Source organism: Cupriavidus pauculus, assembly GCF_002858765.1.
Classification (GTDB): Bacteria; Pseudomonadota; Gammaproteobacteria; order Burkholderiales; family Burkholderiaceae; genus Cupriavidus; species Cupriavidus pauculus_B.
On the sequence record NZ_PJRP01000005.1, the window covers coordinates 123,185 to 142,407 of the forward strand.

At 65.0% G+C, this 19,223-nt stretch carries 18 protein-coding genes and 1 tRNA gene; 10 read left to right on the forward strand and 9 right to left on the reverse strand.

Features of this window, described 5'->3' with window-relative positions:
* A complete protein-coding gene (locus tag CYJ10_RS13250) occupies nucleotides 1-540 on the forward strand; it encodes an FKBP-type peptidyl-prolyl cis-trans isomerase (RefSeq protein WP_101681956.1) in 540 nt (179 codons plus the stop codon).
* A gap of 170 nt (nucleotides 541-710) precedes the next feature.
* On the opposite strand, the gene CYJ10_RS13255 is transcribed toward CYJ10_RS13250, so the two are convergent.
* From CYJ10_RS13255 to CYJ10_RS13270, 4 genes are all read right to left on the reverse strand, one after another.
* Nucleotides 711-1,763 (reverse strand): hypothetical protein, encoded by a 1,053-nt coding sequence (locus CYJ10_RS13255; protein ID WP_101681957.1) that lies wholly within the window; start codon nucleotides 1,761-1,763, stop codon nucleotides 711-713.
* A complete protein-coding gene (gene mutS, locus CYJ10_RS13260) occupies nucleotides 1,760-4,366 on the reverse strand; it encodes a DNA mismatch repair protein MutS (protein ID WP_101682136.1) in 2,607 nt (868 codons plus the stop codon). Before mutS ends, CYJ10_RS13255 begins: the two co-directional genes overlap by 4 nt.
* A 397-nt stretch (nucleotides 4,367-4,763) precedes the next feature.
* On the reverse strand, nucleotides 4,764-5,168 hold the full coding sequence (locus CYJ10_RS13265) for a type II toxin-antitoxin system HicB family antitoxin (protein ID WP_101682137.1): 405 nt from the start codon (nucleotides 5,166-5,168) through the stop codon (nucleotides 4,764-4,766).
* A gap of 29 nt (nucleotides 5,169-5,197) precedes the next feature.
* Nucleotides 5,198-5,380, reverse strand: a complete 183-nt coding sequence (locus CYJ10_RS13270) for a type II toxin-antitoxin system HicA family toxin (protein ID WP_101681958.1) — start codon at nucleotides 5,378-5,380, stop codon at nucleotides 5,198-5,200.
* Nucleotides 5,381-5,692: 312 nt separating this feature from the next.
* On the opposite strand from CYJ10_RS13270, the gene CYJ10_RS13275 reads away from it, so the two are divergent.
* A complete protein-coding gene (locus tag CYJ10_RS13275) occupies nucleotides 5,693-6,214 on the forward strand; it encodes a pilin (RefSeq protein WP_101681959.1) in 522 nt (173 codons plus the stop codon).
* Between the two features lie 18 nt (nucleotides 6,215-6,232).
* Here the strand turns inward: CYJ10_RS13275 and CYJ10_RS13280 are convergent, their stop codons facing one another.
* Nucleotides 6,233-7,066, reverse strand: coding sequence for an inositol monophosphatase family protein (locus CYJ10_RS13280; protein WP_101681960.1), 834 nt, complete (start codon nucleotides 7,064-7,066; stop codon nucleotides 6,233-6,235).
* Between the two features lie 229 nt (nucleotides 7,067-7,295).
* Between CYJ10_RS13280 and CYJ10_RS13285 the strand changes: the two genes are divergently transcribed.
* Both CYJ10_RS13285 and cysE read left to right on the forward strand, forming a co-directional pair.
* Nucleotides 7,296-8,186: an RNA methyltransferase gene (locus CYJ10_RS13285; protein WP_101681961.1), complete on the forward strand. Its 891-nt coding sequence runs from the start codon at nucleotides 7,296-7,298 to the stop codon at nucleotides 8,184-8,186.
* A 301-nt stretch (nucleotides 8,187-8,487) separates the two neighbouring features.
* Nucleotides 8,488-9,231: a serine O-acetyltransferase gene (cysE, locus tag CYJ10_RS13290; RefSeq protein WP_101681962.1), complete on the forward strand. Its 744-nt coding sequence runs from the start codon at nucleotides 8,488-8,490 to the stop codon at nucleotides 9,229-9,231.
* 63 nt (nucleotides 9,232-9,294) lie between these two features.
* Here the strand turns inward: cysE and CYJ10_RS13295 are convergent, their stop codons facing one another.
* From CYJ10_RS13295 to CYJ10_RS13310, 4 genes are all read right to left on the reverse strand, one after another.
* Nucleotides 9,295-10,086: a UDP-2,3-diacylglucosamine diphosphatase gene (locus tag CYJ10_RS13295; RefSeq protein WP_101681963.1), complete on the reverse strand. Its 792-nt coding sequence runs from the start codon at nucleotides 10,084-10,086 to the stop codon at nucleotides 9,295-9,297.
* 66 nt (nucleotides 10,087-10,152) lie between these two features.
* Complete coding sequence (locus CYJ10_RS13300) at nucleotides 10,153-10,653, reverse strand: peptidylprolyl isomerase (protein ID WP_101681964.1); 501 nt, start codon at nucleotides 10,651-10,653, stop codon at nucleotides 10,153-10,155.
* Nucleotides 10,654-10,703: 50 nt separating this feature from the next.
* On the reverse strand, nucleotides 10,704-11,312 hold the full coding sequence (locus CYJ10_RS13305; RefSeq protein WP_101681965.1) for a peptidylprolyl isomerase: 609 nt from the start codon (nucleotides 11,310-11,312) through the stop codon (nucleotides 10,704-10,706).
* Between the two features lie 83 nt (nucleotides 11,313-11,395).
* Nucleotides 11,396-12,112 (reverse strand): tetratricopeptide repeat protein, encoded by a 717-nt coding sequence (locus CYJ10_RS13310; RefSeq protein WP_101681966.1) that lies wholly within the window; start codon nucleotides 12,110-12,112, stop codon nucleotides 11,396-11,398.
* Between the two features lie 166 nt (nucleotides 12,113-12,278).
* On the opposite strand from CYJ10_RS13310, the gene cysS reads away from it, so the two are divergent.
* The 6 genes from cysS (at nucleotide 12,279) to CYJ10_RS13340 (ending at nucleotide 18,697) form a co-directional block, all read left to right on the forward strand.
* Nucleotides 12,279-13,667 (forward strand): cysteine--tRNA ligase, encoded by a 1,389-nt coding sequence (gene cysS / locus CYJ10_RS13315; RefSeq protein ID WP_101682138.1) that lies wholly within the window; start codon nucleotides 12,279-12,281, stop codon nucleotides 13,665-13,667.
* Entirely contained in the window at nucleotides 13,664-14,491 is an 828-nt protein-coding gene (locus CYJ10_RS13320; protein ID WP_101681967.1) for a DNA-3-methyladenine glycosylase family protein, read from the forward strand. Before cysS ends, CYJ10_RS13320 begins: the two co-directional genes overlap by 4 nt.
* A 135-nt stretch (nucleotides 14,492-14,626) precedes the next feature.
* The gene (locus tag CYJ10_RS13325) at nucleotides 14,627-15,598 is read left to right on the forward strand and encodes an acetyl-CoA carboxylase carboxyltransferase subunit alpha (RefSeq protein ID WP_101681968.1); all 972 of its coding nucleotides are present in this window, start codon (nucleotides 14,627-14,629) and stop codon (nucleotides 15,596-15,598) included.
* The gene (gene tilS, locus CYJ10_RS13330) at nucleotides 15,564-17,039 is read left to right on the forward strand and encodes a tRNA lysidine(34) synthetase TilS (RefSeq protein WP_180862926.1); all 1,476 of its coding nucleotides are present in this window, start codon (nucleotides 15,564-15,566) and stop codon (nucleotides 17,037-17,039) included. Before CYJ10_RS13325 ends, tilS begins: the two co-directional genes overlap by 35 nt.
* Nucleotides 17,040-17,215: 176 nt before the next feature.
* Nucleotides 17,216-18,466 carry an aspartate kinase gene (locus CYJ10_RS13335; protein ID WP_101681969.1) on the forward strand — a complete coding sequence of 417 codons (1,251 nt, stop codon included), beginning with the start codon at nucleotides 17,216-17,218 and terminating at the stop codon, nucleotides 18,464-18,466.
* A gap of 137 nt (nucleotides 18,467-18,603) precedes the next feature.
* Nucleotides 18,604-18,697: transfer RNA gene (locus CYJ10_RS13340), tRNA-Ser, on the forward strand.
* Nucleotides 18,698-19,223 lie beyond the last annotated feature (526 nt).

Below are 19,223 nucleotides of genomic sequence, written 5' to 3' on the forward strand. Positions count from 1 at the left end.
TTGAAAATCGCTAAGAACACGGTGGTGTCCGTTGTGTACAAGCTGTCGGACGCGCAGGGCAATCTCATCGAGGAATCCGATGAGCCCATGGTCTATTTGCACGGCGGGTATGATGGCACGTTCCCCAAGATCGAGGAAGCGCTTGACGGCCACGATGCCAGCTTCGAGACCGAGCTCCAGCTGGAGCCCGAAGACGCGTTCGGCGACTACGATGCCGACCTGGTAAAGGTCGAGCCGCGTGACCGCTTCCCCGAGCCGCTGGAAGTCGGCATGCAGTTCGAGGGTGTGCCCGAAGACGGTGATGACGAGGATTCGATCATCTACACGGTGACCGACGTTGCCGAAGACAAGGTTGTGCTGGACGGCAACCACCCGCTGGCCGGCATGGCGCTGCGCTTCTGGCTGAAGGTGTCCGAGGTGCGCGAAGCCACCGCCGAGGAAGTCGAACACGGTCACGCGCACGGCGCTTCGGGCATCGAAGTCGTCGACGAAGACGAGGATGAAGGCGGCGAGGGCAACAGCCCGCGCACGCTGCACTGATTCGATACCGGATCCCTGCCAGTCGAGCGATACGCGACAGGTCATCGCGAACATGAAAGAGCCGGCAATTTGCCGGCTTTTTTCTATTTTGGGCTGACCTGGGCAGGCGGGAGCAGGGGGATGGAGGCGCAGCAAATGCATGACGGATGCATGACACACGTCAATTTTCCCTAGTTGGGCTTCGGTCCGTCCTGCAGCTCCACCTGGAACACCGACCGCGTGCCGGGTGTGATGGTCAATTCGACCCAGCGCGACGGATTGCCGATGGGCAGCGCCACGCGTGTGAAATTTCCCACCACCTTGCCTGCCGCATCGCGCAAGGGCTTGTCGACGCTGAAGCCGCTGTCGCTGGCATGTACGAGCAACACCTGACCGGTAAACTTGGCTGTCAGGTCACGCAGTTGCCGCTTGAATTCCAGATAGCCGTCGCGCGTGCCGCGTCGCAAGAATCCATCGAGCAGTGAAGGCTTGCCGCGTTTTTCCCACCCGTTGCCGAACATCGGGTCGGCGTGCACCACCACGAGGATGCCTGGCAGGTCGCGCTGGGTGGCTACCGAGAATGCCCTGCCCAGCCATTGGCGATTGGCTTCGCGCCGATCCTCGAATTCGCCATTGCGGCCGCCTTCGCTGCGATAGTGATTGTTGTCCCCGGGCAGGTTCAGCCCGACCACCATCACATTGCCGGCCACCAGCCGCACGTTCTCGCGAAAGCTGCGGAACATGGCCTGGTCAGATTGGCGTACCACGGGAATTGTGCGTCGGCCGAGCGTGGCGTCGACCGGAAAGAACAGCTCCCGCAAACGATTGAGCCGCTCGACCGCGTCAAATCGGCCGTTGACGGCCTTCTGGCATTCCGCCCAGTCAGTTTCCCCCGGGACGTACAGCACGGGTGCGGGCGAGTAGTCGAGGGCCTGTTGCCGGGCGCCCAGCACGGCATCGCCGCAGGATTCTGTGTCGCCCTTGATGCCGCCAGCGTGAATGATGAGCGCTACCTGTTGCGCGTTCATCTGCTCGAACAGCGTGGCCATGTCGGCTTCCGCAGCGGGCCATTGCGGCACGTCGGCGATCAGCGCCATGCGCGTCGACGGTACGGCCGGCACCGGTGGTGGCGTCACCTTGCTGGTGCGAGCTGCCTGGACGGCGGCAGGCGCCGTCAGGCAGACGCAGCCCGCCAGCATGGCCGCTGCCAGGGCTACGCGTCCGGAGCCATGCCAAGTGTTCATGCTTTACCGGCCGATTCCGCAATGGCCTTGAGCCGGTACAGTGCCTCCAGCGCGTCGCGCGGCGACAGATTGTCCGGCTCGATGTCGGTCAGCGCCTCCAGGGCCTCGCGCGCGGCTGCCTGTTCTGCCGAAGCGGGCACTGCGTCAGCTACTTCATCGTCATCCGGCGGCGTGGCCGGTGCTGCGAACAGGTCCATCTGCGGCGTGGGCGTGGCGTCGGCCGATTGCTGTTCCAGCCAGGCCAGGTGCTTGCGTGCGGCGCGAATCACCGGTTGGGGCACGCCAGCCAGTTGCGCGACTTGCAGGCCGTAGCTCTGGCTGGCCGGGCCGTCCTGCACGGCGTGCAGGAAGACGATGCCGTCGCCGTGCTCCACGGCAGAGAGGTGGACGTTCGCCGCCTGCGTAAACTCCTGTGGCAGCTGCGTGAGCTCAAAATAGTGCGTGGCGAACAGCGTGTGACTGCGGTTGTGCGACAGCAGGTGGCGCGCAATCGCCCATGCCAGCGCCAGGCCGTCGAAGGTCGACGTGCCCCGGCCGATTTCGTCCATCAGCACCAAGCTGGAAGGCGTGGCGTTATGGAGGATGCCGGCCGCCTCGGTCATTTCCACCATGAAGGTGGACCGTCCGCCGGCAAGGTCGTCTGCAGCCCCGATCCGCGTAAAGATGCGGTCGATCGGCCCAATCCTGGCTTGCCGCGCTGGCACCCACGCGCCTACGCAGGCCAGCAGCACGATCAGTGCCGTCTGACGCATGAACGTCGACTTGCCGCCCATGTTCGGGCCGGTAATCAGCAGCAGCTTGCGCGCCTCGTTGAGCTGGCAGTCATTGGCGATGAAAGCGATCGATTCCGCCGCCAGTTGGCCTTCCACCACCGCATGCCGGCCCTGCGCGATGTCGACCACGTTTTCGCTGACCCGCTCCGGCTGGGTCCAGTCGAGCGTGCGGGCGCGTTCGGCCAGCGTGGTCAGCACGTCAAGCCGCGCGAGCGCACCCGCCACGCGTTGCAGGCCACTGATGTGCGGGAGCAGCGCCTGCAGCAGGGCTTCGTAGAGCTGCTTCTCGCGTGCCAGCGCACGGTCCTGCGCGGACAGGGCCTTGTCCTCGAAGGCCTTCAGTTCCGGCGTGATGTAGCGCTCGGCATTCTTCAACGTCTGGCGGCGACGATAGTCGTCAGGAACCTTGTCGGCCTGGCCGTTCGTCACCTCGATATAGAAGCCATGCACGCGGTTGTACTCGACACGCAGGTTCGAGATACCGGTGCGTTGGCGCTCTCGCGTTTCGAGTTCGATCAGGAACTGGCCGCAGTTTTCCGAAATGTCTCGCAGTTCGTCGAGTTCGGCGTCGTAGCCGCGTGCCATCACGCCGCCATCGCGGATCACCGTCGAAGGCTCCTCGGCCACGGCGCGCACCAGCAGCGACAGGCAGTCAGTTGGGACTTCGAGTTCGTCGATCGTCTGGGCCAGCAACGGAGACTCGTGTGCGGCGCTGACGCTGGCCCGCACGGCGGGCAGTGCCTTGAGCGTGTCGCGCAGCGACGACAGGTCTCGAGGCCGTGCGGACAGCAGCGCCAGCCGCGCCGTCACGCGTTCGACATCGCACAGCCTGCGCAGCGTGGTGCGCACGATTTCCGGATCCTGCGCGATCAGTATGCCGATGGCCTGCTGGCGCGCACGCGGCAGCGCGGGGTCGCGCAGCGGGTGATGCAGCCAGTGGCGCAGCGCGCGGCTGCCCATCGTGGTCGAACAGGTATCGAGCAGCGAAAACAGCGTTGGCGATTCGCCGCCACGGAGCGTTTCGGTCAGTTCGAGATTGCGCCGTGTGGCGGAATCCAGCCCGACGAACTCGGATTCGCGCTCGACGGTCACGCCCTGCACGTGGCGCAGCGATTGCCCTTGCGTGGTGGCGGCGTAGTTGAGCAGCGCACCGGCCGCGCCAAGGGCGGCACCCAGTCCGGCGCAGCCAAACGGTTCCAGACTGGCTACGCCAATTTGCTCGCGCAGCCGGCGCGTGCCGGCGTCCTGGTCGAAGTGCCATTCGGGCAGGCGGGTGCGGGCACACGCCAGCACCGGCAGATCGATCCCGTCCGCATACAGCAGCTCCGCCGGACGAATGCGTTCGAGTTCGCGCGACAACTGGGCGGCATCGCATTCCATCAGGCGCAGCTCGCCACTGGCCAGGTTCAGCCACGCGAGGCCCGTCTTGCTGACACCGCGCCGCGTGGTCTGCTGGTGCACGGCCATCAGGTAGCTGTCGGTCTTGTCGGGCAGCAGCGCAGCATCGGTCAGGGTACCCGGCGTCACGATGCGTACTACCTTGCGCTCCACCGGGCCCTTGCTCGTGGCCGGATCGCCAATCTGCTCGCAGATCGCCACCGATTCGCCAAGCTTGACCAGGCGCGCCAGATACTGATCGACGGAATGGAACGGAATGCCGGCCATGCGAATCGGCACGCCGCCGGACTGGCCGCGCGATGTCAGCGTGATGTCGAGCAGGCGTGCGGCCTTCTCGGCGTCGTCGTGGAACAGTTCGTAGAAGTCGCCCATCCGGTAGAAGAGCAACGTATCCGGATGATCCGCCTTGATGCGCAGGTACTGCATCATCATGGGGGTGTGCTTTTCGGCCTTCTCGGCCTTGCCCGACTTGCCGGCTGTTCCGTTGCGCGCGCTCCGGCCTTCGGCAGCAGCCAGTGCATCGGCCGACAGGCCGTCGTCGTCGGCTGGGCGGATGGCATCCTCGCGCGGGGTCTCGTCGGGCGAGGTCGTGGACAGGTTGGAAAGGGCTTCGGCGGACATGCATTCCTCTCGGGTGGCGCCACAACGGGGCCACCGGTATATCGGTTGCCGCGGGTCAGGCAAGTTGTCTGGCAGGCGCTCGGGGTTTCCCCGGCGTCACCGGCCTGTCCTGGGCTGCGGCGCAAACCGGCATTTTACTGCCAGCCCATCCCGGAACCTTGTCCCGAATTCTCATTTTTGCTCGGGAGTTTGGCGCCTTGGTGCCAGCTCATGCTTCACTGGCCATGGCTTCCAGCGCGGCGCGGGCCAGAAAGCCGCTGCGGGTCTCGTGGCGGGCGCCGACAAAGGTGTCGATCCTGTGCAGCACGAAGCGGGGCAGGCTGATGTTGATGCGCTCGGGCCGGTTATCGAGCTTGGTCAAGTCGACGTCAGCCAGTGCCCAGACCGCCTCGGCAAATTCGGGCCGCGCCGCCAGTTCGGCAATCGGTGTCGCCGAGAGCGTGATTTCCTCGCCCAGTGACAACAGCACCTCGAAGTGGCTGATGATCGCCTCGCGTGCATTGCGAATGGCGTCCTCAATGGTGTCGCCGGACGAATAGCAACCCGGTACGTCGGGCACGGTCACGCCGTAGATGCTCTCGGGGTCCTTGTGAATGGCAATCGGAAATTCCATGTCGTTGCTCTCCATGCGTTGCGCGGCGGTCATATCAGCCGCGCCGTCCTCATGATGCTGCGTACCGTGCCGGTCGGCAGGTCCTTCTTCGGGTGCGGGACCGTGACGATCTGTACGCGCGACGGATGCTTGTAAGTGAGATGGCTGCCCTTGCTGCGCACCAGGCGCCATCCCTCATGTTCCAGCAGGCGGATCAAGGCCGATGAATGCAAAAGTGCCTCCTTCAGGCGATCCGTGTGTAAAGATACACACGATAGTGAAGGGGGCGCAAGCGGTTTGTGTATGGAGGGAGACTCTACGTGGCGCAGATCAAGAAGTCGTGGGCCGGATTCTCAAAATGCAGGCAGGCGACGGGATTTGTCACCAAGCCATGCGGCGCGCTGCAAACTTGTCAGTCATCACAGTCTGTAACCAGATGTTTCCGACAAAAACTGTCACCTGCGACGTCAGATCGGCCTGGCACGATCCTTGGATAGGTCAGGTGAGCCAGCACGCAGAGGCCGGCAACCAGACGGGTCGCAAAAATGAAAAAAGCACGGACGGGAAGATGGCCGGGGAGGGCCGCGGCAGGCGTCCCGGTGCAGTGCATGGCCTGGCGGCCATCACTAAACCGCGGATTCACGCTGATCGAGGTGATGATCGTGGTGGCGATCGTGGGCATTCTGGCCGCGATCGCCATTCCGACATATCAGAACTTCTTGGTGAAGGCCGAAATAGGCCGCGCGCTATGGGAAGCGTCGGCCTACAAGATTCCGGTCGAAGAGCGACTGGATAATGGGGTGCACGAGTTTGCGAACCCGACCGATTCGCTTGGCTACGTCAAGTCGTCGTCGACGGCGACCGCGAACCGGTTCACGTTCAATGCGGACGGCTCGGGCAGCATCGTCGTCACGCTCGACGGCAATGTGCATCCGGCAGTCAAGGGTACTCGCATTACGGTAGGGCGCCTGTCAGACGGTACGTGGAACTGCGCGGTGCGGGGCGGCACGGATGCCATCACCGCCGTGCACCTGCCGCTGTCATGCTCCCTCGACACTTCGAGCTGAACTGTTGCGCCCGGCGGCTCAGTCCGCGATCGGCTTCAGCTTGGGCTTGACGTTGTCCAGCGAGAACGGCGACAGCAGGCGCACCATCTGCGCGAACGCCTTCGGGTTGCCCGCCAGCACTTCGCCCTGTTCCATCTGGCGCGATTCGCCGTTGTAGTTGCCCACCAGGCCGCCCGCTTCGGTGATCAGCAGCATGCCGGCAGCCATGTCCCACGGCTTCAGGCCACGCTCGAAGAAGCCATCCAGGCGGCCGCATGCTACATAGGCCAGGTCCAGTGCGGCAGCACCCGGGCGACGCAGGCCGGCGCAGCTGCGCGTCATCAGCGCGAAGATTTCCAGGTATTCGTCCATCCCTTCCAGGTCGCGGAACGGGAAACCCGTGCCGATCAGGCAGTCGGCCAGCTTGTCGCGGCGCGTGACGCGGATGCGGCGGTTGTTCAGGAATGCACCGGCGCCCTTGCTGGCCGTGAACAGTTCGTCGCGCGTGGGATCGTAGACCACGGCTTGCGACGGCACGCCCTTGTGCAGCAGGCCGATGGACACTGCGTATTGCGGAAAGCCGTGGATGAAGTTGGTGGTGCCGTCCAGCGGATCGATCACCCAGGTGAATTCGTGCTGGTCGTCGCCCTCGGCCCAGGATTGGCCGGACTCTTCCGCTAGAATGGCGTGCTCGGGGTACGCCGTGCGGATGATCTCGATGATGGCGGCTTCGGCCGCGCGGTCGACTTCGGTCACGAAATCGTTGTGCTGTTTGCGCGAAACGCGGACCAGATCGACGTCGATCGACGCACGGTTGATGATGGATCCCGCCTTGCGGGCCGCCTTGACGGCGATATTGAGCATCGGATGCATGAATCTCTCCAGGGGCCGCACGGACGTGATTCGCGACAGCAGCATCCACCGGCAGTGGGTGGTTGGCGCGCGAACCGCCCGGCATTGGCCGAACAGCACAACAGATTGTAGAAGAACGAGGGGCGTCGCCCTGTTGGGCGCCGCACCGCAATTGGAAGGCGCCATTGTATAGGAACCCGGCCCGCTGTACGAGCCGACGACGGCAAAGGCCGTGGCAAGGGCATCCCAGATGACTGAAGCATTGAATTCCCAGGTGGGACCCATTTCCGCAGACGTCGTGAGTGGCGTTTCGAGCATTTTTGACCGTGTGCGCGTGGTGCTGGTGGAAACCAGCCACCCAGGCAACGTGGGCTCGGTGGCGCGGGCGATGAAGACCATGGGCTTCGGCGACCAGCCTGGCAGCCTGGTACTGGTATCGCCTCGCGAGCCGGGCGTGCTGACGCACCCGGATGCCGTGGCGATGGCCAGCGGCGCCGATGACGTGCTGGCCGGCGCCCGCATCGTCGACAACGTGGAAACCGCGCTGGCAGGCACGGCCTTTACCGTGGCGATGACCGCGCGGCAGCGCGAATTTGGCCCGCCGCGGCTGTTGCCGCGTGCCGCCGCCGCGCGGGCCCACGCCGTGCTGGCGGCCGATGGCGGGGGCGCCATTGCCTTCGTGTTCGGCAACGAGCGCTACGGGCTGCCCAACGAGGCGGTGCTGCGCTGTTCGGCCGTGACCCATATTCCCGCCAACCCTGCGTACGCGTCGCTGAACCTTGCGCAAGCGGTGCAACTGATCGCCTACGAGATGCGGCTGGCACTGCTGGAAGGGCAGCCGATGCCGGGCGAGGCGCCGGACGGCGTACCGAATATCGGCTATGCTGGGGAGCCCGCCACGGCGGAGCAGGTCGAATCGATGTTCGGCCATCTGCAAGCCGGGCTGGTCGCCATCGGATTCCTCGATCCGGACAACCCGCGCAAGCTGATGCCGCGTCTGCGGCGGATGTTCGCCCGGGCCGGGCTCGAACGCGAAGAGGTCAACATCCTGCGCGGCATCGCCAAACGCATGCTGCTGACGGGCGATGACGACGGCAAGGGCCCACAGGGCGGCCAGACAGACGGCAACAAGGAAAGCTGAACCGTGATTTCCATCCCGGCATACGACATGCGCAACGATTCCACTGGCCTGCCCCCCGGCCAGATCGGTCTTCGCGCGTGCGTGAGTCAGCCGGCGCGATGTTGAAGCCGTCGCGACCCGAAAAGCCCTGATGGCCTCAGGGCCCGGCGGCGGGCGCACAAATCTCTTACACTCCCTGCTCGCACGCGCCCAGGCCGTCCCCCACGCAATCAAGAAGCACAATACCGGCTCCTGACCGCGCCGGCGACCGTTCGCACGTTGGGCGAATGGCGCATCGGCGCGGCAACACGACACGACGAAGATGTTCACTCGCCTGAAGGAAGATATCGATGCCATCATGCGGCGCGACCCCGCCGCACGCAGCCGCCTGGAAGTGCTGACCTGCTACCCGGGTCTGCATGCGGTGATATTCCATCGCGTGGCCCACGCTTGCTGGGGCGGCGGATTTCACTGGCTCGGCCGCTGGATTTCGCACTGGTCGCGCTGGCTGACCGGGATCGAGATCCATCCGGCGGTCAAGCTGGGCCGCCGCGTATTCATCGACCACGGCATGGGTGTGGTGATCGGGGAGACGGCCGAAATTGGCGACGACTGCACGATCTATCAGGGCGTCACGCTGGGTGGTACGTCGCTCTACAAGGGTCAGAAGCGCCATCCGACGCTGGGCGCTGGCGTGGTGGTCAGTGCCGGCGCCAAGGTACTCGGCGGATTCGAGGTGGGCGACGGCGCCCGCGTCGGCTCGAACGCCGTGGTGCTCAAGCCGGTGCCGCCGGGCGCCACCGCGGTGGGTATTCCGGCCCGCATCATCATGCCGGACGCGCCGCCGCAGCAGCAGGGCGCCAGGCAGGAATTCTCGGCCTACGGCATCACGCCGAACGCCGACGATCCGGTATCGCTGGCGCTCAAGAGCCTGATCGACAACGCGGCCAAGCAACATGACCGCATCGAGGCCGTGCTGGCCGCGCTCGACCGCCTCGGCGAACATCTCGAGAACACGCCGAACGACCGCTTCGACGCGAGCGAACTGCGCAAGCTGATGAAATAGGCGTACGGGCGACAGACTGGCACGCCGTGCGGTGTGGCACGGCTCGCGGGGTGGATGGCATCGTCAATCCACCTGCGGCAATAACGTGAAACCGCCAGTATCCAGTTGCAGCACGGCCGCCCGTGGATGGCGGCCATCGAGATCCCAGTCGGTGAGCACCCAGCGGTCGCCGCGTGCGTGCGCGTGGCGGGCCGGCCGGTGCGTGTGGCCGTGGATCAGCGTAGGCGCGCCGCTGGACGCCAGCAGCGCATCGACGGCTGCGGGTGTGGCATCGCCGTAGTCTGGTGGCGCAGCGCCTTCGGCCTGGCGTGCCCGGCCTGCCTCGCTGTCGGCCCGCAGCCGGCGCGCGATCTTCATCCGCGTGGACATCGGCAGTGCCAGGAACAGTCGCTGCACCCAGCGCTTGCGGGTCCAGTTGCGGAAGCGGATGTAGCGCGGATCGTCGGTGCAGAGCATGTCGCCGTGGCTCAGCACCACGCGCTGACCGGCGCAATGGATGACCGAAGGGTCCGGCAGCAATGCGGCGCCGGCCGCATCGGCAAAGCGTCGGCCAATCAGAAAATCGCGATTGCCGTGCATCAGGTAGACCGGCACGCCGGCATGGGCCAGCCGGCGCAAGGCGGCCGCCACCTCCGCCGCGAACGGTGTCCCGGTTTCCTCGTCGCCCACCCAGAACTCGAAAAAATCACCCAGGATGAACAGCGTTCCTGCCTGCCGGGCGGCCTGGTCCAGCACGCGCTGGAACGCGGCCAGCGTGCGCGGCATGCCGGGCGTCAGGTGCAGGTCGGAAATGAACCACGCCGGCGCCTGCACCTGGATCGGTGCGGCCGCCGGCGTGCGGTCGGATGCGGTCATGCGTTTCGAAAGAGGTGTGTTCACCACGAGCGGCATGCCGCCATCGACAGGAACGTTGCCGTCGGATTACTCGACGATCGTGGCCTTCTGGATCACCACGTCGTCCATCGGCACGTCCTGGTGGAAGCCCGAGCTGGCGGTGCGCACGCCCTTGATGGCGTCCACGACGTCGGTGCCTTCCACGATCTTGCCGAACACGGCGTAGCCGAAGCCTTGCGGCGTGGGCGAGCTGAAGTTCAGGAAGTCGTTGTCCACCACGTTGATGAAGAACTGGGCCGTGGCCGAATGCGGCGCGTTGGTGCGGGCCATGGCAACCGTGTAGCGGTCGTTCTTCAGGCCATTGCCGGCCTCGTTTTCGATCGGGGCATCGGTGTCCTTCTGCTTCATGCCCGGCTCGAAGCCGCCGCCCTGGATCATGAAGTTCTTGATCACGCGATGGAAGATCGTGTTGTCATAGTGGCCCTTGCGCACGTACGACAGGAAGTTCTCCACCGTCTTCGGGGCCTTTTCGGCATCCAGTTCGATCGTGATGACGCCTTGCGTCGTTTGGAGTTGTACCTTGCTCATGGGTTACCTCTGTTCTGTGACGGTTATGGCCACGCGCGATGCGCGCGGTATTACTTGGTGACGACGGTGGCGGACTCGATCACGATCGGTGCGGCCGGCACGTTGCGCATGGCGCCGTAAGCCGTGGTCGGAGTGGTCTTGATCTTGTCGATCGTGTCCATGCCCTCCACCACCTTGCCGAATACGGCATATCCGTTGCCATCGGGCTGCGGGTAGTCGAGGCTCGGATTATCCACCACATTGACGAAGAACTGCGCAGTGGCCGAATTGGGATTCGACGTGCGCGCCATGGCAAGCGTGCCGGCCTTGTTCTTCAGGCCATTCTGCGCTTCCAGCGGAATCGGGGCGCGCGTGGCCTTTTCCTTCATGTCGCGGTCGAAGCCGCCACCCTGCACCATGAAGCCATTGATCACGCGGTGGAAGATCGTGCCGCCGTAGAAGCCGCTCTTCACGTATTCCATGAAGTTGGCGACGGTCTTCGGGGCGGCGTCGGGGTACACCTCGACCGTGAACTTGCCTGCGCTGGTGACGAACTGCACACGCTCGGTCTTCGGCGCGGCGGCGGCCGGGCTGGCGCCCTGGGCCATGGCGGCCAGCGGAGACAGTGCGGTGGCGGCGGCCACCAGGCCAGCCAGGACGATGCGGCGGGAAAGGTTCATCTGTGGAACTCCGTCTTGCAATACAGGTAAGCGGATCGGGCAGGCGGCCGGCGCCAATGACGCCGGCACGGCTGCCTGGGTGTCTAGCGGGCCGCCGGCGCGCTGGCCGGTGCCTTGCGCGATCTTGGGGCGGCGGCCGGGGAAGCAGCTGGTGCCGGAGCCGGGGCTGCGGCCGGGGTCCCGCCTACTTGGCGCAAGCCTGCCGCGGCGCGTGCGTCGGCCGGATTGCGGCGTACCGCATCGCCGTATGCCTTTTCGGCCAGGCGGCGATAGACATCGCCCAGGTTGCTGTAGGCGATGGCGTAATCGGGCTTGGCATCGATGGCCAGCAGCAGTTCGGCCTCGGCGCGCTTCAGGTCGCCGCGCTTGGCGTAGAGCAGGGCGAGGTTGTTGTGCGGCTCGGGCAACTCGGGAAAGTCCTGTGCCATTTCGGCAAACGCCTGGATGGCCTGGTCGTCATGGCCTGCCTGCGCCATGGCCCATGCGCGCTGGAAGCGGGCCTGGGCGTTGCGCGGGTTGCTGGCAAGCACCTTGTCGAAGCCCTTGATGGCGTCCTCGTAGCGCTTGTCGTTGACGGCCTTCTGCGCCGGCACCATGCCGGAGTCCGTGGACGCCACGCCGCTGGTGGGTGCCGGCGGGGCCGGCACGGACACCGGCCCGTTCTGCGCCAGGGCCGGCGCGGCAGCCAGGGTCGCCGCCATCGCCAGCGCGCCGCCGGCGGCACGAAGGGCGGAGCGGCCGGACAGGCCGGCGCCGCGGCGGGCCGTTGCAAGAATGGTGAGAGGCAGAAGCAGGCTCATGTAAGGGCGGTCCGTTATACTCCGCGGCATTCTAGCAAAGCGGCAGGGCGTGCAGGACAGGGCGCAATGCCGAGGCCCGCCTCAGGTCGTCCCGACAAGCTTCCGGTAAGATATGGGGCCCGTGCGCCATCGCGCGCACCGCATCGTCACCCAATCACATCGCTCCATGCAGCAACTGAACATCTACAACACGCTTGCGCGTGAAAAGCAGCCTTTCGTGCCTATCGAACCCGGCAAGGTCCGCATGTACGTGTGCGGCATGACCGTGTACGACTACTGCCACGTGGGCCACGCACGCGTGATGGTGGTGTTCGACATGGTGCATCGCTGGCTGCGCGCCGCGGGCTACGATGTGACGTACGTGCAGAACATCACCGATATCGACGACAAGATCATCCGCCGTGCCGCCGAAAATGGCGAGACCATCGGCCAACTGACCACGCGTTTCATCCAGTTCATGCATGAGGATGCTGCCGCGCTGGGCGTGATCCGGCCCGACTACGAGCCTCGCGCCACGGAATTCGTGCCGCAGATGCTCAACATCATCGAAAAGCTCGAGGCGAAGGGCCTGGCCTACCACGCGGCCGACGGCGACGTGAACTACTCGGTGCGCAAGTTCCCGGGCTACGGCAAGCTTTCCGGCAAGTCGCTGGAAGACTTGCGGGCCGGCGAGCGCGTCAGCGCCAACGACGCCAAGCAGGACCCGCTGGACTTTGTACTCTGGAAGTCGGCCAAGGAAAGCGAGCCGCCCGAGAGCAAGTGGGACTCGAAGTGGGGCAGCGGCCGGCCGGGCTGGCACATTGAGTGCTCCGCCATGAGCTGCACGCTGCTGGGCGAGCACTTCGACATCCACGGTGGCGGCGCCGATCTGCAGTTCCCGCACCACGAGAACGAGATCGCGCAGTCGGAAGGCGCCAGCGGCAAGCCGTTCGTGAACATGTGGATGCACAACGGCTTCGTGCGCATCAATGACGAGAAAATGTCGAAATCGCTTGGCAATTTCTTCACGATCCGCGAAGTCCTGAAGCAGTACGACCCGGAAGTCGTGCGCTTCTTCATCCTGCGCGCGCACTACCGCAGCCCGCTGAACTACAGCGACGCCCATCTGGATGATGCGCGGCACGCGCTGACGCGCCTGTACACGGCGCTCAAGGAAACGCAGCCCGGCGGCTGCGCGGTGGATTGGGCCGAACCGCACGCCCAGCGCTTTGCCGACGCCATGAATGACGACTTCAACACGCCGATCGCCATGTCGGTGCTGTTCGATCTGGCCAGCGAAGTCAATCGCACGGGATCAGTCCAGGCCGCCCACCAGCTCAAGGCCCTGGCCGGCACGCTGGGCCTGCTGGAGCGCGACCCGCATACCTTCCTGCAGGGCGGCGCGGCAGCCGATGGCCTGAGTGCCGAGCAGATCGAAGCGCAGATCGCTGCACGCCGTACGGCCAAGGCCGAGCGCAATTTCGCCGAGGCTGACCGCATTCGCGCGGAGCTGCTGGCGGCCGGCGTGGTGCTGGAAGACAAGCCGGGTGGCGCCACCGAGTGGAGGCGTGCTTGAACGCTGCCGTGCGCAAGCCGAAGTCCGCTGCCGTGGCGCCGAAGCCTGCCGGCAAGACTGCGGCCAGGCAGGCGCCCAAGGTGCCGGCGAAAGGGCTGGCCAAGGACGTCGCCAAGGTATCCGCGACGGCCAGGGGCAAGGCGCGCAAGCCTGACATGCCCGAGGCGCAGGCCGTTCCGCTACCCGTGGAGACGGTGGTGGACGCTGTGCGGCCCGCCTACTGGGACGAAGCCTGCGCGGACCTGATGAAGCGGGACCGCATCCTGCGCAAGATGATTCCGACGTACGGGCCCGCGCACCTGGTGTCGCGCGGCGATCCGTTCATTACGCTGGCCCGCTCGATCGTCGGCCAGCAGATTTCGGTCAAGGCCGCCCAGTCTGTCTGGGAGCGCCTGGTGACGCTGTGCCCGCGCGTGACGCCGGCCCAGTTCCTGAAGGCCGGCACCGAACAACTGGCCGGCTGCGGCCTGTCGAAGCGCAAGGCCGAGTACATCACCGATCTGGCCGAACATTTCAAGGCTGGCACTGTCCATGTCAAGGAATGGGCCGGCATGGATGACGAAGCCGTGATCGCTGAGTTGACGCAGATCCGTGGCATCGGCCGCTGGACGGCGGAGATGTTCCTGATGTTCAATCTGATGCGGCCCAACGTGCTGCCGCTTGATGACGTCGGTCTGATCAATGCGATCTCGACCAACTATTTCAGCGGCGAACCCGTCACGCGGAGCGAGGCGCGCGAGGTGGCGGCGAACTGGGAGCCCTGGCGCACCGTGGCCACCTGGTATATGTGGCGCAGTCTGGACCCGTTGCCAGTGACGTATTAGGTACTGGATCGGGTGCATTGCAGCAGTGACAGCGTTGATTCTTGCTAAATATGCATAAGAATCAACATATTGGGCGGCGGATTTCCGGATTTTTTCCGGTAGAATGCGCCCCTTCACAGACAGGTCCGCGTTTTTATGAAAACCACCTTCCTGGATTTCGAGCAGCCAATTGCCGAGCTCGAGGCAAAGATCGAAGAACTGCGTTTTGTGCAGGACGATTCGGCTGTCGATATTTCCGAAGAGATTTCGCGGCTGGCCGGCAAGAGCCAGCAGCTGACCAAGGATATCTATGCCAACCTGACCCCGTGGCAGGTTGCGCAGATTGCGCGTCACCCCCAGCGTCCGTACACGCTGGATTACGTGCGCGAGATCTTTACCGACTTCCATGAACTGCACGGCGACCGTGCGTTTGCCGACGATCTGTCGATCGTGGGTGGTCTGGCGCGCTTCAATGGCCAGGCCTGCATGATCATCGGTCACCAGAAGGGCCGCGACACGAAGGAACGCGCGCTGCGCAACTTCGGCATGTCGAAGCCCGAGGGCTACCGCAAGGCCAAGCGCCTGATGGAACTGGCCGACAAGTTCGGTCTGCCGATCTTCACGTTCGTCGACACGCCGGGTGCGTTCCCGGGGATCGATGCCGAGGAGCGTGGCCAGTCGGAAGCCATCGGTCATAACCTATATGTGATGGCTGGCCTGAAGGTGCCCCTGATCGCCACGATCATCGGCGAAGGCGGTTCGGGCGGCGCACTGGCGATTGCCGTGGGCGATGTCGTGCAGATGCTGCAGTTCGCCACGTACGCGGTGATCTCGCCGGAAGGCTGTGCGTCGATCCTGTGGAAGACCGCCGAGAAGGCGCCGGAAGCCGCCGAGGCCCTGGGCCTGACCGCGCATCGCCTGAAGGCGCTGGGCCTGATCGACAAGATCATCAACGAGCCGCTGGGCGGCGCCCATCGCGATCCGAAGGGCATGGCCACGATGCTCAAGCGCACGCTGGCCGAATCGCTGCGCCAGTTCCAGGGCATGAGCGTCAAGGAACTGCAGGCCCGTCGCCACGAGCGCCTGATGGCCTATGGCAAATTCAAGGAAACCGGCGCCCAGGAGTAATGTGAGCGCTGAAGACTCGACGCACCTTACCGCGCGTCTGACCGACAAGGTCGCACAGGCTGTCCAGGCCAGTGCGGCCTTTGTTGTTTCTGAGGACGGCCGGCCCTTCACCGTTGCCGTGGCGCTGTCCGGTGGCCGCGATTCGGTGGCGCTGCTGCACGCGACACGCGATGCGCTGGCCGCGGCATGGCCGCTGGCGCGCGTGGTGGCGCTGCACGTGCATCACGGCCTGCAGGCGCAGGCCGACGACTGGGATCGCTTCTGCGCCGTGCTTTGTACCGACCTGCGGGTGCCGCTGGCGAGCACGCGCGTGACGGTGCAGGCCACGACGGGCGAGGGCATCGAAGCTGCGGCACGGCGTGCCCGGCATGCGGCGCTGGGACGCATGTGCCGCGAGCAGGGCGCCCGGCTGCTGCTGTTTGCCCATCATCGCGACGATCAGGTTGAAACCGTGCTGCTGCGGCTGTTTCGTGGCACTGGCGTGGCGGGCATGGCCGGCATGCCCGCCAGCCGGCCGCTCGATGCCTTGGGAGATGCCAACGGCGAGGTCCGGCTGCTGCGACCGTGGCTGGACGTGCCGCGCGCCGACATCGATGCCTACTGCGCGGCACACAGCCTGCGCTGGATCGACGATCCCTCGAACACCGACACGCGCTTTGCGCGCAATGCCTTGCGCGCCCAGTTGCCGGCGCTGCTGCAGGCGTTTCCTGCCCTCTACGACAACGTTACCCAGGCGGCCACGCACTTTGCGCAGGCCGCCGGCATGCTGGACGCACTGGCCGCGCAATCGCTGGCCACGCTGGTCTGCAGCGGCCGCGATGCCGATACCCTTTCCGAACTGGACCTCGCTGGCCTGCGCGCGTTGCCTCCAGAGCATGCCGATGCGGTGCTGCGGCACTGGCTGCGCGATCTCGGCGCCCAGCCGCCATCGACGGCCCGGCTGGCTGCGATGCGTAGCCAGCTGATCGCCCATACAGGCGGCGAGCCGGCCATTGCGCATGATGGGCTGGTGCTGCGCCGCTTTCGAGACCGCGTACTGGCCTGCCACGCCGTGCCGGCCGGGGTGCCGGCGCCGTTCGCCTTCGCGTGGCGTGGTGAGGCGCGCTTCGTGGTGCCGGCCTGGCGAGGCGAACTGCGCTTCGACCGGGATGACACCTTTGGCGTGCCTGAGGCCGTCCTGCGGGCGCCGCTGCACCTGGCGGCGCGGGCAGGGGGCGAGCGCATCGTGTTGCGTCCGGGCGGGCCGGCTCGCGCGCTGAAGCAGGCTTACCAGGAGGCGGACATCCCCGCCTGGCGGCGCGCCCATCTGCCGCTACTGTGGAGCGGCGACACGCTCGTGCTGGCCGCGGGGGTGGGCATGCACCGCCGCTGGCCGGCCGCTGCGCCGCACGCGCCCCGCTGGCGGGTGGAGTGGGTAGGGCAGCCCGAGCGGCACGGATAGCGCGGCCTCTCGCTTATAAGTGGGGACAGATCGAATTTTCTATGTGAATATTATTCACATAAAAATCGCGTCAAATGTGCGACGTTTTTGCGGGATTTTCGCCCTTCGGCCTTTACGGGTAGCCACTCTTGGTGTAATTTCATCGGCTTTGCACAATCGCTGGCATCGACAAGAAGATGGCTCTCATCGTTCACAAATACGGCGGCACTTCGATGGGTTCCACGGAACGCATCAAGAATGTCGCCAAGCGCGTGGCCAAGTGGCACCGCGCTGGTCACCGCGTTGTCGTGGTGCCTTCGGCCATGTCGGGCGAAACCAATCGCCTGCTGGGCCTTGCCAAGGAAATCTCCGCGCAGCCTGACCCGCGTGAACTGGACATGCTGGCCTCCACGGGCGAGCAGGCCAGTGTGGCGCTGCTGGCCATCGCGATGCACGGCGAAGGCATCGACGCGGTCAGCTATACCGGCTGGCAAGTGCCGGTGAAGACCGACTCGGCCTTCACCAAGGCCCGTATCGAGTCGATCGACGACGAGCGCATCCTGGGCGACCTGGATGCCGGCAAGGTGGTGGTGGTCACTGGCTTCCAGGGCATCGACACCGAAGGCAACATCACGACGCTGGGTCGCGGTGGTTCGGACACCTCGGCCGTGGCCATCGCCGCCGCCATCGAGGCGGACGAGTGCCTGATCTATACCGACGTGGATGGCGTGTACACGACCGATCCGCGCGTGGTCGAGGACGCCCGCCGGCTGGACCAGATCACCTTCGAGGAAATGCTGGAAATGGCCAGCCTGGGCTCGAAGGTGCTGCAGATCCGCTCGGTGGAATTCGCCGGCAAGTACCGCGTGAAGACCCGCGTGCTGTCGTCGCTGACCGACCCCCTGATGCCGCTCGAACAGGAAATGCATTCGGGCACGCTGATTACTTTTGAGGAAGAGTCTGAAATGGAAGCAGCCGTCATCTCCGGCATCGCCTTTGCCCGTGACGAGGCCAAGATCACCGTGCTGGGCGTGCCGGACAAGCCGGGCATCGCCTACCAGATCCTGGGCCCGATCGCCGACGCCAACATCGACGTCGACATGATCATCCAGAACCAGTCGGTGGACGGCAAGACCGACTTCACGTTCACCGTGCCGCGCGGCGACTACCAGCGCGCGCTGACCATCCTGAACGACAGCGTGAAGGCCCATATCGGTGCCGCCAGCGTGTCGGGCGACCCGAAGGTGTCGAAGGTGTCGGTGGTGGGCGTGGGCATGCGCTCGCACGTGGGCATCGCCAGCAAGATGTTCCGCACGCTGTCGGAAGAGGGTATCAACATCCAGATGATCTCCACCTCGGAAATCAAGATCTCGGTGCTGATCGACGAGAAGTACATGGAGCTCGCCGTACGCGCGCTGCACAAGGTGTTCGAGCTGGATCAGGCGTGATCCGCTTCTGAAAATTCTGGCGCGGTGGGATTGCCGTGATTTTTGTCACAGGTCATCGAAAATTCATTGACCAGTTGAGACTGTCTCGCTAGAATACGCGCTCTGTTGTGCAGCCTCCCTTGCACAACAAAAGTTTGGGAGACGTGGCCGAGAGGTCGAAGGCACTCCCCTGCTAAGGGAGCATCTGGGCCAAAACCTGGATCGAGGGTTCGAATCCCTCCGTCTCCGCCAGTAATGGCGGCGAACCCCGGAAGATCGCGGTCTTCCGGGGTTTTGTTTTTTTGGGGCAGCGTTCAGGCGGTACACGATGCTGCGCAGGTATTTCTCCAGTACCTGCGAGAACCCGATTGGCGACCGACATCCCGCTTCGCGCCAGTATTTAAAAACTCCATCGCAAAATCCCTCTGGAAGTCATCGAGCAACGCAGCCGCAAGCGCGCGAGCTTGTCCGCAGCTTGGGCTTGAAGAGCCGGGCTGGAGTTTGTGGCATGGACCTGCGCAACTGGCGCAGCGGACGTTGCCGGGGCATCGCGCTGACTAGATGAAGAGGATGGGGCGCGTACTGCCGCCTGCTTCGTCGCTACGGTGGATGCACAGGGACCGTAGGCTCCCTGGCTGGCACGGACGTTGTTGGCACGTTCGGAGCGGTCTTATCCTGTATTAGGGTTTTCACCTACAATTTGCACCGCCTGCGTTACAATCCCGCGCTTTCTCGTATCGCCCGGCTTGTGGAATCGCTTGCGACCCGCCGTGCATAG